This is a genomic window from Paraburkholderia sp. Cy-641 (genome assembly GCF_011752945.1).
In the GTDB taxonomy this organism is placed as follows: Bacteria; Pseudomonadota; Gammaproteobacteria; order Burkholderiales; family Burkholderiaceae; genus Paraburkholderia.
Genome location: NZ_VWWM01000043.1, coordinates 24,772 through 39,571, shown reverse-complemented (window position 1 = coordinate 39,571; position 14,800 = coordinate 24,772). Strand labels below are relative to the sequence as shown.

At 61.7% G+C, this 14,800-nt stretch carries 12 protein-coding genes and 1 tRNA gene; 6 read left to right on the top strand and 7 right to left on the bottom strand.

The genetic code is table 11. The features are described from left to right. Positions 1–153: 153 nt before the first annotated feature. From F3J20_RS22100 to F3J20_RS22085, 4 genes are all read left to right on the top strand, one after another. Positions 154–229: transfer RNA gene (locus F3J20_RS22100), tRNA-Lys, on the top strand. Between the two features lie 475 nt (positions 230–704). Then, positions 705–1,223 (top strand): PAAR domain-containing protein, encoded by a 519-nt coding sequence (locus tag F3J20_RS22095; protein ID WP_167284515.1) that lies wholly within the window; start codon positions 705–707, stop codon positions 1,221–1,223. Further along, positions 1,220–1,984, top strand: coding sequence for a VRR-NUC domain-containing protein (locus tag F3J20_RS22090; RefSeq protein ID WP_167284500.1), 765 nt, complete (start codon positions 1,220–1,222; stop codon positions 1,982–1,984). Before F3J20_RS22095 ends, F3J20_RS22090 begins: the two co-directional genes overlap by 4 nt. A gap of 22 nt (positions 1,985–2,006) precedes the next feature. Then, positions 2,007–3,221: a DUF3396 domain-containing protein gene (locus F3J20_RS22085; RefSeq protein WP_167042086.1), complete on the top strand. Its 1,215-nt coding sequence runs from the start codon at positions 2,007–2,009 to the stop codon at positions 3,219–3,221. Between the two features lie 617 nt (positions 3,222–3,838). On the opposite strand, the gene F3J20_RS22080 is transcribed toward F3J20_RS22085, so the two are convergent. The 7 genes from F3J20_RS22080 to F3J20_RS22050 form a co-directional block, all read right to left on the bottom strand. Further along, positions 3,839–5,257, bottom strand: coding sequence for a HAMP domain-containing sensor histidine kinase (locus F3J20_RS22080; RefSeq protein ID WP_167284499.1), 1,419 nt, complete (start codon positions 5,255–5,257; stop codon positions 3,839–3,841). Continuing rightward, on the bottom strand, positions 5,250–5,969 hold the full coding sequence (locus F3J20_RS22075) for a response regulator transcription factor (protein WP_167042082.1): 720 nt from the start codon (positions 5,967–5,969) through the stop codon (positions 5,250–5,252). Before F3J20_RS22075 ends, F3J20_RS22080 begins: the two co-directional genes overlap by 8 nt. Before the next feature lie 84 nt (positions 5,970–6,053). Further along, positions 6,054–6,344: a TonB family protein gene (locus tag F3J20_RS32565; protein ID WP_167284498.1), complete on the bottom strand. Its 291-nt coding sequence runs from the start codon at positions 6,342–6,344 to the stop codon at positions 6,054–6,056. Positions 6,345–6,774: 430 nt separating this feature from the next. After that, positions 6,775–7,176, bottom strand: a complete 402-nt coding sequence (locus F3J20_RS22065) for a biopolymer transporter ExbD (protein WP_240162862.1) — start codon at positions 7,174–7,176, stop codon at positions 6,775–6,777. Further along, positions 7,176–7,865, bottom strand: coding sequence for a MotA/TolQ/ExbB proton channel family protein (locus F3J20_RS22060; protein ID WP_167042079.1), 690 nt, complete (start codon positions 7,863–7,865; stop codon positions 7,176–7,178). The genes F3J20_RS22065 and F3J20_RS22060 overlap by 1 nt, the downstream gene beginning before the upstream one ends. A gap of 18 nt (positions 7,866–7,883) precedes the next feature. Further along, the gene (locus F3J20_RS22055) at positions 7,884–10,079 is read right to left on the bottom strand and encodes a TonB-dependent receptor (RefSeq protein ID WP_167284497.1); all 2,196 of its coding nucleotides are present in this window, start codon (positions 10,077–10,079) and stop codon (positions 7,884–7,886) included. A gap of 180 nt (positions 10,080–10,259) precedes the next feature. Further along, positions 10,260–11,285: a hypothetical protein gene (locus F3J20_RS22050; protein ID WP_167042075.1), complete on the bottom strand. Its 1,026-nt coding sequence runs from the start codon at positions 11,283–11,285 to the stop codon at positions 10,260–10,262. 875 nt (positions 11,286–12,160) lie between these two features. Between F3J20_RS22050 and F3J20_RS22045 the strand changes: the two genes are divergently transcribed. Continuing rightward, entirely contained in the window at positions 12,161–13,585 is a 1,425-nt protein-coding gene (locus F3J20_RS22045; RefSeq protein ID WP_167284496.1) for an efflux transporter outer membrane subunit, read from the top strand. Continuing rightward, complete coding sequence (locus F3J20_RS22040) at positions 13,582–14,793, top strand: efflux RND transporter periplasmic adaptor subunit (protein ID WP_167284495.1); 1,212 nt, start codon at positions 13,582–13,584, stop codon at positions 14,791–14,793. Before F3J20_RS22045 ends, F3J20_RS22040 begins: the two co-directional genes overlap by 4 nt. Positions 14,794–14,800: the final 7 nt, after the last annotated feature.

Here is a 14,800-nt window from a genome sequence, read left to right as displayed (position 1 = left end):
CGACATGATACCGGGACGACCCGACGCCACGATGTTTTCAAGGCAGCGGCTTTGTCGAGGGAAGACTCCAGCCCACGCGATGTGATTTCTTAATAAATTTGCGAAAAGGGCTTGGCAATCTCAAAAAGTTACTGCATAATCTCGCTTCTGTTTGGGGCGTTAGCTCAGTTGGTAGAGCAGCGGACTCTTAATCCGTAGGTCGAGTGTTCGAGTCACTCACGCCCCACCAAAGATATCAAGCACTTAGCCCAGCCTTAATCGGCTGGGCTTTTTGCTTTCTGGGTCCGTGTAGGCATTTTGGGCCCACATCAGTCATCGATCCACCTCGACGGGTCGAGGCAGTGGTCTCGTATTGACGCTGGAATCCTCCTCGCATTGCTCCGGCCTCGGCATGGTGCAGGCTGAGCAGTCCTCTACCTAGGCGCTCATGGGGCAAACGCTGCGTTCCTTCCTGTCGCGAGGTGCGCGCCGCACTCACGCAATGCGTCCCGCCACTTTGGCGGTTGCCTGGACCACCACCATCACGCTTGCATAGTGTCTCGCGCCGTTTGAGCGCCTTCGACCTGGCACCTTCCACAATTCCGTCAAGCGCAGCGCCCCCCCCCCCCGGATGCGGCATGTTGAAACTGCCAACGTTGACAGGGTGGCCCCGGGAAAACCCGATGTGCTACATTCCTCCGACAAAAAGAGAGAGGGCATGCATTATGGGTTTTGCGTTCATTCGCGAGGGCGACACGACCTCGCACGGCGGTCGCGTGCTTGTGTGTTCGCCGGAGAACAAATCGGACGGCGTCGCCCTCGCGCTCTTGGGCGACAAGGTGTCGTGTCCAAAGTGTGGTGGGGTCTATCCGATCGTCGGGGTCAAGAATCTCGGCGTGACGTTCGACGGTCGGCCCGTCGCCTCCGAAGGCGACACGACAGCATGTGGGGCCACGCTCATCGCCTCGCAAAACAATACAACGGCCGAACCAACTAGCGGTGGTTCGATAGGCGGCGGGAAAAGCGTCCTATCCGAGACGAACCCGCAAATGCCTTATCGCGGGCGCTTTCAGGTACTCGATGACATCACGCGCAAGCCCGTCGCGGGACACCCGTACACGGTCAGGTCGTCGGACGGTCGCGTGATCCAAGGCAAAACGGACGGGAACGGGTTCACAGAATGGCTTGAGGGGCATGACGCTTCGTCGCTGATGTTCAGCCATCCCGGGAGCGAGGGAGCATGAGCGGCTACGGTCCGGGCTCCATGACCGGTGGGGTCTCGCCCGAAGGTCAAACGACCCCAGTAGGGGTCAGCGGTCGTCTTTCGCCGAAAGACCGCGCGGTGCTGTGTTCTGTGCTCTGCAAGTGCAAAAACATCGGCGTGGCCACCCGAAATGGTCGAATCCAGCGCCAACGATGCGTTCAGCAGCGGTTGGATTTCGCGAACGAGATGTCGCGGATTGAGACCGGTGCGCCGACGGAATACCGCCCTGAGCAGACATACAACATGAAAACGGCCCCACCGGAGCCGGTGACGGACCCGGACGATCCGTTGCGACCTCACTCGGACATTCGCCAATGGATCGAGGACTTCTGGCCGGGTGGTCGCAAGAAATACAAAGCGGGGGACGGCAACCTTCGCCGGCCTGATGTTGTGATTGTCAACGACCCCACGCAGCCGCCTGTCCAAGCCAATATTAAAATGGTGGTCGAGTATAAGTTTCCACCGGACGATTTCTCTCGCGGTCAGCGGCAAGACTACATCGACATAGCGGGTTCAGATTCGAAGTTCATGAGACTTGGTCCTGCAGAGTGCGGATGCGGTGATGACGACCAGGATGGTCAAGAATCGACCCAGCGTCGGTCAAAGTCATCGACGTCCGACCTGGACGACCTTGCCGGCCAAAGCGGCGGAAACGGCGGAAACGGCGGCAGCTCCCGCCCAAGTGGCGGCAGTCTTCCGCTACCGCCCCTGGGAAGGCTCCCTCCTAGCATGTTGCCCTGACGGCGTGATGGAACGATGAGACATGAATGAAGAGCAGATGAAAGCCTGGGTCGCCGATCCGAATCGCGCTGATACGCTGCCGTTCGGCTTTTACGAACCGGCCTATCGCAAGGGAATCACCGGCGCGGCGCTCGTGGTGCGCGGCGTCGTCTACTTTCGCGAAGGACACACGCCTGCCGTGCGTGCTGCGGTCGTGAAGTGCTTTGAGCAGTACAACGCAACAATCACCGAATACACCCAAGCGCTGGCCCGTGCTCTCCAGGAAAAGCCGCCGAATGATGGCCCGCTGCGCTGGTTCTATTCGGAAGGCGAGCAGCCGATGCCGATCGACAAGGCTCCGAGACTGGACACCCTGGCGACGACAGTGCCCGCGGACGAGGCGTTGGTCGTGCAAATGACGAGCGCCGACCACAAGCTTGCGACGGGTTTCTACGATTTCGGCGTGTTCACGGTAGCTGATTGGAAAGCCACTCTCTCCGGCAATCTGGACGTGCTTGACTTCACTTTCCCCCGGGCTTTCCTCGAGCATCGGCCGGGGGTATTCCAAGCGTTGTTTGCTGCGTTCTGTGAAGCCCTCCCGACGGTTTACGGGCATGCCGGTTTTGGGGTGAACCTGCCGCCAATGGAGCAGGAAGCAAACGAGGCGACGGAGTATTTCTTCGCTCGTCGGTACGGCCCGGGAATCGACGTCGGCGATCCCATGGGTTACAGCACGGTGAGATTGGTCAGCAAGATCAAAACCGTGGATTGGATTGTTGCCCTGAATGCGGACCTCGTGCGCGCGGCCGGCGGACCGACCTCATGGACGTTGCCTCCCGACTGGTTCGTTCGTCAACCGTTGGGCACTGATGGTTTGATCATCCAAGCAGGTGCCGCGCCCCAATCCGGCATTTCGGACGGACCTGGCAAGTCGCCGCTGCCGCCACCCGCGTACGTCCTGCTCAACGCAGCGCTGCGCCCGATCATCGCTGAGGACATGGACATTCTCCAGCGCGGAACGCTCGACAGTACCGCCCCGCTACTGAACACCACGGTGGCGACCGAAGCTTGGCTGAAGCGCTTCGACGTGCCGTCCGACCAGGTGACCGAAAAATGGCGCGAGCTGCACAAAACACCGACTGTCGGTAGCAGTAAAGCGGCGGTCGCCGCCAACCTCTTGCGGCTTCGGAAGGCCATGGGACTGCCCGAGCCCGTGCCGTCGAACAGGTTCGGATACGACGGTGGCTCGCCGGGTTAGCGAACGCTTAGAGCAACACAGAAACGGGCCGCGAGGCCCCGTTGTCATGTGCGCGTTGGCCGCTCCGAGCCCGCCATCTTGAGCGCCGACTGGTCAGGTGGTGCGGCTCCCGCCTCGTCCTTTGCAGCGGTGGCGTGAGGGGCAATCCTCGCATGAGCACGCCGCACAATCAGTCGTTCGCCGACGGCTATCGACCCGAGCCGCAGTGAAGTTCTGTTTGCTCACTCATTCCCCGTGTAGGCACCATGTAGGCAAATACTAGGGAAATCAGTCTGCATGAGTCAACAAAAAAATCCGTAGAATATCGCCAAAACCCTTACCCACAAAGGATCCAGAGTGCCTACACGGATATCAATCCACATGAAGGAATATGATGTCGCTCGGACTCTTAATCCGTAGGTCGAGTGTTCGAGTCACTCACGCCCCACCAAGAATTACGAAGCCCGGTCAGCGAAAGCTGACCGGGCTTTTTCATTTCTTCATGGGTATTTGCCGCGAGATATTGTGGATTAGCGCAGACTGAATTTCGCCATCCGTCAGGCGTCCATCGCCCGCTCTCGCGCCACCCTCTCCTCCATCACCCCACCAACGTCCGCGAATGAACGCGACCTGCCAAGTCACGCGAAGCGCGGCTTCACGGAATCGACCTGCTCACGCGATGCGCCCGTCGGACGAACAGGCATCTCAGACTCAAACACTATCGCGATACAACACCCAGGGCCGCCCTCGCGAACGCTGACGTGCGCGTTATGCAGCCGCGCAATCGCCGCAACGAGGCTCAGTCCGATCCCACTGCCGGCGGTTGTCGTACCGGTCTGGTGCTCAGCGCGATAGAACGGCTGGAACACCAGGTCTCGTTCGGCAACCGGAATGCCGGGGCCCGTATCCCTGACTTCGATGGTTACCTTGCCATCTCGCTGATGCAGCGCCACGGTGATAGCTCCGCCCGGCGGCGTGAATTTCAGCGCGTTCTCGACCAGGTTGCCGAATGCGCTAAACAGCAGGTCTGCCTCGCCGTTGACGATCACCGGCACGCACGGCAACAGCTCAAGCGTAATTGAAAGGTCCTCGGCGGGAGCTTCGTAGAAGTCGATGACATCATTCAGGACATCTTGCAAGTTCAGCGGGCCCTTCCTGGCAAGGCCCGCTGCTTCGCCTATCTGCGCCATTCGCAGGAGAGCGGAGAAGCGCGTCATGACAATGTCGGACTGCTGGAGTGCGGTGTCGATCACCTGCTCGTATTCGGTGACGCTCATGATGCGCCGGCGCGTGCTTTCGAGAGTGCCTCGCATGCGCGTCATCGGCGTGCGCACTTCGTGTGCGATACCGGCGCAGATGCCTTGTATGTCTCTAATCAGACGTTCGACTTCGTCGAGCATCGAATTCACTACGGCCGTAATCTTGTCGATGTCGTCCCCACTGCCTGACAGCGGCAGGCGATGATCGAGCCGGCCCGACGCGATCCGCTGGGTCGCCCGGCGTACATCGCGCAAGCGGCGGGCTGCCACGGCGTTCAGAAGCGTACCGCTGACCATGCCGATGACGAGTGTAAAGACAAGACTGCCCCCCGCGATCAGCAGCAACACCTTGTCGAAGTGCCGCTCTCCATCAGTCGATCGTGCGGTGACAAAAATGCCGCCGGACGGCAAACGCACCACGACGCCGCGATAGTGGCGTTGCACCGCGCCGGCATGGTGCCCGAGGGTCGCAATGTAATCGAACGGCTTGCCGTCGACCTCGCCCGGCAACGTCTCGAAGGCGCCGACGAGATGCTCGCCGTGTGGGCCGAAATAGCCGAATGGCCGTCTGTTCTCCGGGTCTTCCGACGTGTACATCGCAATACGCGCCGGGATCTCGTTCGTCGGCAAATGCTGGATTTGCTCCACTTTCAGAAAGAGATGCTCATCGATCTCGCCAATCGAATGCCGAATGGTGACCCAGCACAGGAGCGAAAAGAGGCCGATCGCAATCACGACCTGCAGGCAGAACAACAGCCAGGGCGAAGGCTGGCGAAACAGCAAACGCAGCTTATACATGCAGAACCCACCCGGCGCCGTGCACGTTGTGAATCAGCTGCGGCAACTTTCCGTCGAGGCTGATCTTGCGACGCAAGCGCGTCAGATGGATGGCGATCACGTCGCTCTGTACATCCGCGTGATAATTCCAGCCCGCCTCGAACAGCATGTTGCGCGTGACGACGTTGCCTGCATTCCGGATCAGAAAGGCGAGCAGCTTGCTTTCACGCGGCTTGAGGTTGATGACGGTGCCGCGCCGCGTTGCGTGGCCCGTCAACGTATCGAGCGTCAGGTCGCCGAACGTCAGGGTCGAGTCGTCGCGCCCGCCCGCCTGGCCGCGTAGCAGCACGTTGAGACGCGCCGTCAGTTCGTCGAAATAAAATGGCTTCACGAGATAATCGTCCGCGCCGGCATGCAGACCCTTCACGCGTGTGTCGACCGCGTCGAGTGCGCTCAACAGCAGGATCGGGACACGTTGGCCGAGGTTGCGCAAGGTCGACAACACGGAAAAACCATCGACTTCCGGCAGCATGATGTCGAGCACGATGGCATCGAAGCGCCGCGCGAGCGCCCGCGACAGACCTTGCCAGCCGGTCAGTGCCTGTTCGACCGAGAAGCCGTAGTCTTCGAGCGCGCGCGTAATCTGGTCGGAAGTCGGCTTGTCGTCTTCGATAACAAGTATGTGCGACGCGTGCACATGGGGGCCAGATAGGTTATTGGCAGCAGGATTCATGAAAGGCGTACCGTCGCGGATGCCCGCTTTCGTCACAATCGTGGGCAAATGTCCGGGTGATTCTAACGACCGAACAAGTCAATTTCACTGCGCGTCGTCCAGAGCGAACGTCACCCACAGTTGCTTCGACAGTGTCTTGCCGGCGAGCTCAGGTGCGGGTTTGGGGTACGCGGCGTCGTGTACCGCCGCGAGCGCGGCGCGGTCGAGCTGGCCGACGCCGCTCGATACGACGACCCGCACATCCGACACCGCTCCATCGCGATAGGTAAAAGCCACGCGCGTGCGGCCGCTCACGCCGGCCATGCGAGCAGACTCCGGGTAGCGCAACGCGGATTGGACCGCGGCCCGCAACGCGGCATCGAAGCTCGGATTCACCGCGCCCGCGGACGGTGCGGGCGGTGGTGGCGGCGGCGCTGGAGGAGCCGGATCGGTAGCCGGTTCGCTGGGCTGAGCAGTCGGCGGCGGGGCCGGCGGGGTAGCCGGAGTCGCCGGCTGCAACGGGGCAGCGTGATGCACGGGCACGGGCGAGTGCCGTGGAGGCGCAATCGGCTTCGCGACAGGCACGGGCTCGGGCGGCTTGGGTGCCGGCGCGGGCGGCGCCACCGGTGCCGCTACCGGCGCGAGCGCCAGCAACGTGACGGCGGGCGGCGGCGGCGGTGGTGGAGCCTTTTTCGCAAGCAGTCCGAATGCGCCTGCCAGCACTAACGCCTCGACGAGGAGCGCGAGGGGGGCGGCGCGATGGAGGTTGAGGTGCGCACGAGGCGCCTTGCTCGACGTTACGCTCAGTTCGGGTACGGTCGCCATATCACTTCGACGCGGGTTGCGTGGCCATGGAAATCTGCGAGATGCCGGCCGCGCGGCAGGCATCCATCAACGAAACGAGCTGCTGAATCCGGGCACCCTTCGCACCGACGATCGTCACGGCCGTGTGCGCTGCATCGGGGCGTGCCTGCAGCATGGCGGTCAGTTCGCCCAGCGCCATCGCGCGGCCATCGACCGATAGCGTGCCGTCTTCGGCCAACGTCACCGTCACTTTCGCCGGCGGCAGTTCCTGCGTGCTCGAACTTGCGGGTAACTGCGTGCGCAGCCCTGCGTTCGGAATCATGTGCAGCGTAATCATGATGAAGAACACCAGTAGAAAGAACATGATGTCGATCATCGGGATGATCTCGATGCGCGCCTTGCGGGCTTCGAAGTACTTCATCATCACGTCCTTTGGGGTGCGAGTTTAACGACACCGGCATCCGGCACTTCGCGCACTTCCTTCTGCACCTCGCGCGGCACGCCTGTAAGCCGGTTAACCAGCGCGGCCTTCAGCGTTTCGAGTTGATGCATCAGCGTGCGCACGCGTTTCTCCAGACCATTGAAGAACACCAGGCCGATCATCGCCACGAACAGGCCCGAAGCCGTCGCCACCAACGCCTCGGCGACGCCGCCCGTGACCTGGGTCGGCGCATTGCCCGGGTTCGACAGCACCTGGAACGCGTTGAACATGCCGACGATGGTGCCGAACAGGCCGAGCAGCGGCGCCAGCGTGACGACGGTGTCGAGCACCCACAGGAAGCGGTCGACGCGCGGTGCTTCGCGCATGATCGTCTCTTCGAGTGACGCGTCGAGGTCTTCGCGCGACGCACGGTTCGCGAGGTGGGCCGCGGTAGTCAGCACGCGTTCGACCGGCAGACCGGAGAATTGCGCCGCGCAAGTCGTGAGCTTCGACGTATCGAGCGCGCCCAGGGTGTCGATGCGCTCGAGCGCCGCCCGGGTGCTGCCCATCGCGCGGTGCAGGAACGACAGCCGCTCGATGATGACGGTCAGTGCAACGAACAACATGAAGACGATGACGTAAAGTACGCCGCCCGAATCGTTCGCGAAGTGAGTGAATTGAGTGATGTTCATGGATATGTTCGCCTGAAATTAGAAATCGACCTGAACCGTGCCGAACACCGAGCGTCCGGCCTGCGTCCAGTAGAGCGGGGTCTTGGCAGCGTCTGCGCCGAAACCGAAGAACCCGTTGATACCCGTGCGGTTAAAGAGGTTGTCGAGTTGCAGGCCCACGCGCACGTCGTGGACCATCGATGTGGCGGGCTTGAACGTGTAGCCCACGGAGAGATCGGTCTGGGCAAAGCCGCCGATCGGGATCTGGTTGCCCGTGGTGCCGTACTGCCGGCCGATGAACTTCGTGATCAACGAGCCGGTCAGCGGTCCGCGTTCATAGAGCAGGCCTGCTGCGGCCGTCCTGTTCGGCGTGAACGGCATCCAGGAGTTGTCGCTGTGCTGCTTCGCCGAGTTGAACGTCAGGTTTCCGTACAGGCTGAAGCCGAGCCCCGCGTAGTACGTCGCTTCCGTTTCGATGCCCTTGTAGGTCGCCGCGCCGGCATTCGAGTAGAACGTGTTGCCGCCGATGTTCACGCTCGTGATTTCATTGGCGAACTTGATGTAGTACAGGTCGACGGAAGCCGTCAGGCGGTCGGTCTTATAGGTGGTGCCGATCTGATAGTTGTCCGTTCGCTGGGGGTCAGGCTGGCTGTTGGCCGTCAGGTTAGGAATGTTGAACGTATTCAGATTGGGCGCGAGAAAGCCTTGTGCATACTGGGCGTAGGCGCTCCAGTTCGAATTGATCTTCTCGTGGATCTGCAGCGAGGGCAGCACCTTCGTCCAGGTCTGGCCGTAGTCGGCCGGCAGGCCCGAGCCCTGGTTCATGGCCGAATAGAGGTCGCGGCGGAACAGCGCGTATTTCACGCCGGGGGTGACCGTGAAGCCGTACGGCAGCTTCCAGGCGTACTGGATGTACGGCTGGAAAGTGGTCAGCGTGTTGGTCATCGAAAACATCGGCGCCACGAACGCGAAGTTCTGGGTGGCGTTGGCTTCGACCCGGTCGCGGAAGTTGGTCTGGTAAGCGAACCAGGCGCCGAACTCGAGCGAACCGGGGCCGATGTCTCTTTGCGCGCGCACCACGTCGCCCCAGGCCCGGTAGTCGCTTTCCTGCTCCTGGCCGGCAACGTTGCCGGCGGGGAGGTACGGGCCCTTCGTCGAAAATGCGTTGTACGGCAAGCTGCTGTTCGGCGACACACCCTGGAAGCCGGTGTGGTAGTACCCGTAGGTATAAAGCTTGTTGTCGATCGCCCACTGCGCGACCTTCGTCTGGACGCCGATGTACTCGAAGTCCGTATTGACCAGGTCGTAGTTATAGCCCGAATACGCCTGGCTCAGCGGGTTGCTGGAGAGGCCATAGTTAGGGCCGAACTCCGCAATCTGGGCCGCGGAGGAGCCATACGGCGTGTTCTGATGAATCTTGTTATAGGTGCCGAACAGGGTGAGCACCGTCGAGTCGCCAAGCGGCTTCTCGAATTTGAAGTAGGCGTTCTCGCGACGCTGGGAGGCGCCGGTCAGATAACCGTCGCTGCTGCTTTGCGTGTAGCCGAACGTCGCGCGCGCGTCGCCCAGCTGCTGCAGATCGCCCGTGTTGAGCTCGGCGCCGGCGAGCCAGGTGTTGTAGCTGCCATACGTGCCGAGCAGAGCGGCCGACGGGGTCATCGACGGGATCAACGACTCCATCGCGATCGTGCCGCCGAACGTGGCGAAGCCGATTTGCGAAGCGTCGCCCGGGCCACGATCGACGGTGAGGCGGTTAATCGCCTGCGACGAGAAAAACGACGTCGAGTGATGCGTGAAGTTGTTCGCATCGCCAAACGGTATCCCGTCGAACGTCACGTTGTACTGCCCGTCCTGAAAACCGCGGATAGACATGGTGGGCGACTCCATCAAGCCGGGACCGTTCGGCGAGATGCTCGAGACGCTCGGCGCGATGTTCATGATGTCGCTGTAGTTCTCGGTCGGCGCGGTGCTGTTCTGGATGTAGTGATGGCTGATCGTCGACTGCGGCTCGGTGGCCGTGAGCGAGCCTTGCGTCGGCGCTTGCGCGGGCGCGGTCTGCACGTTTTTCGAGCCGGTCGGCGCATTGGCCGGCGACGACGATGTGGCGGTGCTCTGCACGGAGCCGAGATCGCCCGCCTCCTGCGCATGAGCGAACTGGATACCGGACATGCACAGTGCGGCCAGAACGCACTGCGTCAACGGTTTCATGCGGAACGGCGAAAGTAGCTGTTGCATCTTGTTATGCCCTTGCTTTCCAGTACTGAATCGGGGTCCGAAATTGATTGAGGGTGCCATGTTAAAAACCACGCATTATTCGCAGGTGACAGGTATTCGTATGAATTTAGCTATCCTGATCGGCGGGAGGAACCCCCCCCCGCCTTCTGCCTCTTTGATGCACTGAGGCGTTACGGGAGATCAACCCTTGACTTTGTATATCTCGAGACCGGCCTCGGGAGCCGAGGTCCGGGTATGCGGAACATAAAGCTGATCCAGGCTCGGGACGAGAACCGAGGTCTTGCCGCCATGCGTATCGATCCGCGCAATTTCGTGGTAGTGGTCGGCGTCGTCCTGCTGATAGGCCGTCAGGCCTTGGGCCGCGCTCACATAGATGCGCTTTGTCCGTGCGTCGTAAGTCATGTCGTCGCCCCCTTCCGCGCAGCCGTAGGTCGCGATCGTCGCGCCGGTGTCGGAGTTGAGAACGAACAGCTTGCCCGGCTTCTTGTCGGCCACGAACAACCGGTGGTTTTTGGCGTCGAATGCCATCGGCGTGTTCAGCGTGAGGCCCGGTACCGACCAGGTTTGCACGAGGGCATTCCTGTTCATATCGATGATGCCGATCGTGGACTTGTCGCGGATATTCACGAACATGCGGCGGGTGGCCTGGTCGATCGTCAGCGAATGGAGACTGCCCGACTCGATGGGGATCTCACCCTTGGTCTTGAGGTCTTCGGTCGAGATAATGTGAATCGTCGAATGAGTAGGGTGCTCGCCCGGCTCGCTGGCAACGAGATAGAAATCCCGGGTCTTCGGGTCATAGCCGGCGGAATCCGGTGTGCCGTCGATATCGATCCGCTTGATCAGGTGCAGATCCGACCCGTCGAGAACCTTGACCGCCTTGTCACCGCCGTCGGCCACGAACAGCTCGTTTTTCTCGACGTTAAGAGCGAGCGAATGAGGCGTGGTGACCGGGCCGCCGCTCATCAGATGCTCACCGGTCTTGAGGTTGAACACGTCGATCGAATGGTGGTTTTCCACCGAGACGTAGAGGCGGTTGCGCTTGAGGTCGACGGCAAAATGGTCGAAATCGCCGTCGTTGATGTCGGGCAGCGGAATAGTCTTGATCAGCTTGACCGGCTCGTCAGGCGTCGCGGCATGGACTGCCGGTCCCAACAAGAAGGTAAGCGCGACTGCGGTGCCACTGAGAGCCTGATTGAGTTTCAATTTACTAATCTCGCAACGTATCTGTCTGCCGCACAACGGGCGACAGAATCGTCGACTGCCGCGGCGCAATGTTTTACGGATCCCGACGTGGCATGCCCTGTCGCGGTATCCGCATCCCGATTGAAAATGTGCCCGTCGTGAAGTGCTCTGGATCGGCTTTAAATACCGATGAGGCGTTCGGCAGCGCAACGCAATCGCCAGGAGCCGACTTCCGTCCGTTCACATAACCGTGGCAGATCATGAGCTTTGCATGTGAATCTGTCGGGACTCGAAAATTACAAGTTCGACGGAACTCTTTTGCAAAGACCGGGGCAAGGGTGCCGTGCCCCGACGCCGGATGACGGCGGCCGCCGGTCATCGCGCCACACTTCAGGCGCGGTGGCTCGCATGGGGATCCGGAACCAAAAAGAGGAAATTTCAGGCTAACTAATTAATCAGAAGCCCTATGTGGTTAAGATCAGACACATCGCTTTCTTCAGTGCTTTCTTCATACTAACCAGATCGTTCACTGCTCCCCTGTTCCAGAAGAACGGCTCTGTCAATCTTGTAATTTTCGAGTCCCGACAGATTCACATCCCAGGCTCACTATCTGTTGCCGCTCACATGAGCGAACGAAAGCTCGCCCCTGCCATTCGAGTTGAGCCTTGATCGCAGCGTAGTCAATCCACTGCGTGCTCATATTCGCCATCACATCGCTGGCGCCGCGGCTATTTTTATCATTGCGCAAAAGACCAGCCAGAACCGGCTCACTCCGCGCGCGACATTCAGTTAGCAGAAGACGCATCGATATGTCCGAGCAACACCCCGTTGTGCCCATTGGTGGTACCCATCGCCGCTCCCTTCCGGGATGGATTCGTGCGTCTTCCGCCTATGCCTTGGCGCCGCTGTTGCTGGGTTTGCTGACGGCTTGCACGCTCGTGCCGACCTATCGGCGTCCCGACACGCCGATGGCGCAAAGCTGGGACGGCGCGGCCCGGTCATCGCTTGCCGATGCGGTCACGGTCAGGAGCGCATGGTGGCGAAACTATCAGGACCCGCAACTCAACGAGTTGGTCGAACGCAGCCTGCAGAACAATTTTTCGCTCGCCTCGGCCGTGGCGAGCGTGAACCTGGCCCGCGCCAACGCCGAGAGGGCCGGTGCGCCGCTCTACCCGACCCTCTCGGCAGGCGGCACGTTCGCTCGTACTCACCAGCGCACCAACGCCTCCGGCCCCACCAGTCCGAATTCGTCGAACAATGGCCAGAGCCTGTTTGCCGAAGCCAGCTACGAGATCGACTTCTGGGGACTCAATTCGGCCAATGCCGACGCCGCACGGCTGCTCGCGCGGGCCTCCGAATTTGATCGCGACACCGTGGCATTGACGTTGACCGCGTCGGTTACCGATACCTATTTCCAGATCCAGAGCTTGCGGCAGCGGCTGAGCCTGGCGCATGCCATCGAGAGTAATGCCAGGCATATTCTCGACTTGCTGCTGGCCCAACAGCAGGCCGGCGTCGCAACGCAACTTCAGGTCGAGCAGCAGCGCAATGCGCTGGCGACGTTCCAGGCCGCGATACCCGCGCTGCTGCAGCAACTCGAGCAAAGCATGCATCTGCTTGCCACGCTGGAAGGCGTGGCACCCGAGCAGTTCATGCTCGGCGCGGCACAGATCGACGATATTCCGATTCCGCAGCCGCTCCCGAATTTGCCGGCGACCTTGCTCGAAACGCGCCCGGATATCCGCTCGAAGGAAGCCCAGTTGCAGTCGCAAAACTACAGCGTGGGCGCGGCGCGCGCGGCCTTCCTGCCGAATCTGGTGCTGACCGCGGACGGTGGCCTGAGCAGCAATACGCTCACGCGTTTTCTCTCGAGCCCGTTCAGCAGTCTCGCGGCAACGCTCGCTGCACCGCTTCTGGATGGCGGCGCATTGCGCGGGCAGTTGCACGCGAATCAGGCCGGGTTCGCGAAAGCGACCGCCGACTATCGTCAGACCGTCGTCTCCGCCTTGCAGGATGTCGAGGATTCTCTGACGGCGCAGCAGCAAGGCGCCTTGGCGGAAACGGCGGAACGCGCCGCCGCCGACGCGGCGACCCAAGCGGCGGCACTCGCCGAGGCGCAATTCCGGGGCGGCACGATCGACTTCCTGAGCGTGCTCGATGCACAACGGACCCGTTATCAAGCCCAGGACGCGCTCGCGCAGGCACTCCTGCAACGTTTGCAGGCATCGGTGAGCGTATTTCGGGCCTTCGGCGGCGGTGCCGGAATGACCACCGATACGCCCACGCCTGTGGCTGCAATTTCATCCTCCATCTCTCATTGAATTTCGAACCCCTAATGAACCTCCGGGAAGATTTCTTGGCGTCGCCGCAGCGGCGCACGCGCCGCCCTTTGTTCGCCTGGACCGGTGGCGTCGCGCTGGCGCTGGTACTGGCCTGGTGGGTGTGGCCGAAACACGCGGCCAGTGCCGCGGCTGCGGCGGTGCCCGTCGATGCCGGCCATGCGGTGCTGATGGATTTCCCGATCAGGGTCGCATCGGTCGGTACGGTCGAGGCGCTCAACACGGTCGATGTCAAGGTCCGTGTCGACGGGCAGGTGCAGCGCATTGCCTTTAACGAAGGCCAGGACGTCCGCGCCGGCCAGCTTCTCGCACAACTCGACCAGGGGCCGCTGACGGCGCAACTCCACCAGGCCGAAGCGGCGCAGCGCAAAGACCAGGCGAGCCTGAACAATGCGCGGCTCGACCTCGAACGCTACAGCAAGCTTGTCGGCATGGGTGCGGCGACCTCGCAAGGCGTCGATACCGCGCGTGCCCAGGTCGAATCGCTCGCCGCGACGGTCGCGGCCGACGCGGCGCTGGTGCAAAGCGACCAGCTGCAGCTCGGTTTCACGACGCTGCGCGCACCGTTCGCGGGGCGTGTCGGTGTGCGCGAAGCCGACATCGGCCAGGTGGTCCATCCGACCGATGCCAACGGCATTGCGACGGTCACCCAGATGGAACCGATCACGGTGGCGTTCTCGGTCCCGCAGGACGTGCTTCCCGAGCTGCTCGCGAAACAGGCCGGCAGCGCGTTGCCGGTCAACGTCACGCCGCGTACCGGCGACGCCGTTCTGGCGCAAGGCTCGCTGGTCTTCATCGACAGCCACGTCGATCCGACGACGGGCCAGATCAGGCTGAAGGCATCGTTCACCAACCAGGACCGCAAGCTGTGGCCCGGCGAACTGGTGAATGCACAGATCCTGTTGCACACCGACCGCCAGCGTGTTGCGGTACCGGACCGCGCGATCGTCAACAGTCAGTCCGGCACGCAGCTTTATGTCCTCGATAAGAACGGCCGGGCGCAACTGAGACCGGTGAAAACCGGCAACAGCGTCGACGGCATGACCGAGATCGACGCCGGTATCGACACCGCCGATCTGATCGTGTTCGACGGACAAAGCCGGCTCGATCCCGGCACGCAGGCGGCTGCCAACATCGTCGCGACGACTGCGCAGCCCGCAGCCGTCCCCTCTGTCACCTCCATTCAATAAGACAGCG

Bases quoted from the DNA above. Each gene is read 5' to 3' on its own strand.
- F3J20_RS22095 (WP_167284515.1), top strand. From the start codon at position 705: ATGGGTTTTGCGTTCATTCGCGAGGGCGACACGACCTCGCACGGCGGT.
- F3J20_RS22090 (WP_167284500.1), top strand. From the start codon at position 1,220: ATGAGCGGCTACGGTCCGGGCTCCATGACCGGTGGGGTCTCGCCCGAA.
- F3J20_RS22085 (WP_167042086.1), top strand. From the start codon at position 2,007: ATGAATGAAGAGCAGATGAAAGCCTGGGTCGCCGATCCGAATCGCGCT.
- F3J20_RS22080 (WP_167284499.1), bottom strand. From the start codon at position 5,257: ATGTATAAGCTGCGTTTGCTGTTTCGCCAGCCTTCGCCCTGGCTGTTG.
- F3J20_RS22075 (WP_167042082.1), bottom strand. From the start codon at position 5,969: ATGAATCCTGCTGCCAATAACCTATCTGGCCCCCATGTGCACGCGTCG.
- F3J20_RS22065 (WP_240162862.1), bottom strand. From the start codon at position 7,176: ATGATGAAGTACTTCGAAGCCCGCAAGGCGCGCATCGAGATCATCCCG.
- F3J20_RS22060 (WP_167042079.1), bottom strand. From the start codon at position 7,865: ATGAACATCACTCAATTCACTCACTTCGCGAACGATTCGGGCGGCGTA.
- F3J20_RS22055 (WP_167284497.1), bottom strand. From the start codon at position 10,079: ATGCAACAGCTACTTTCGCCGTTCCGCATGAAACCGTTGACGCAGTGC.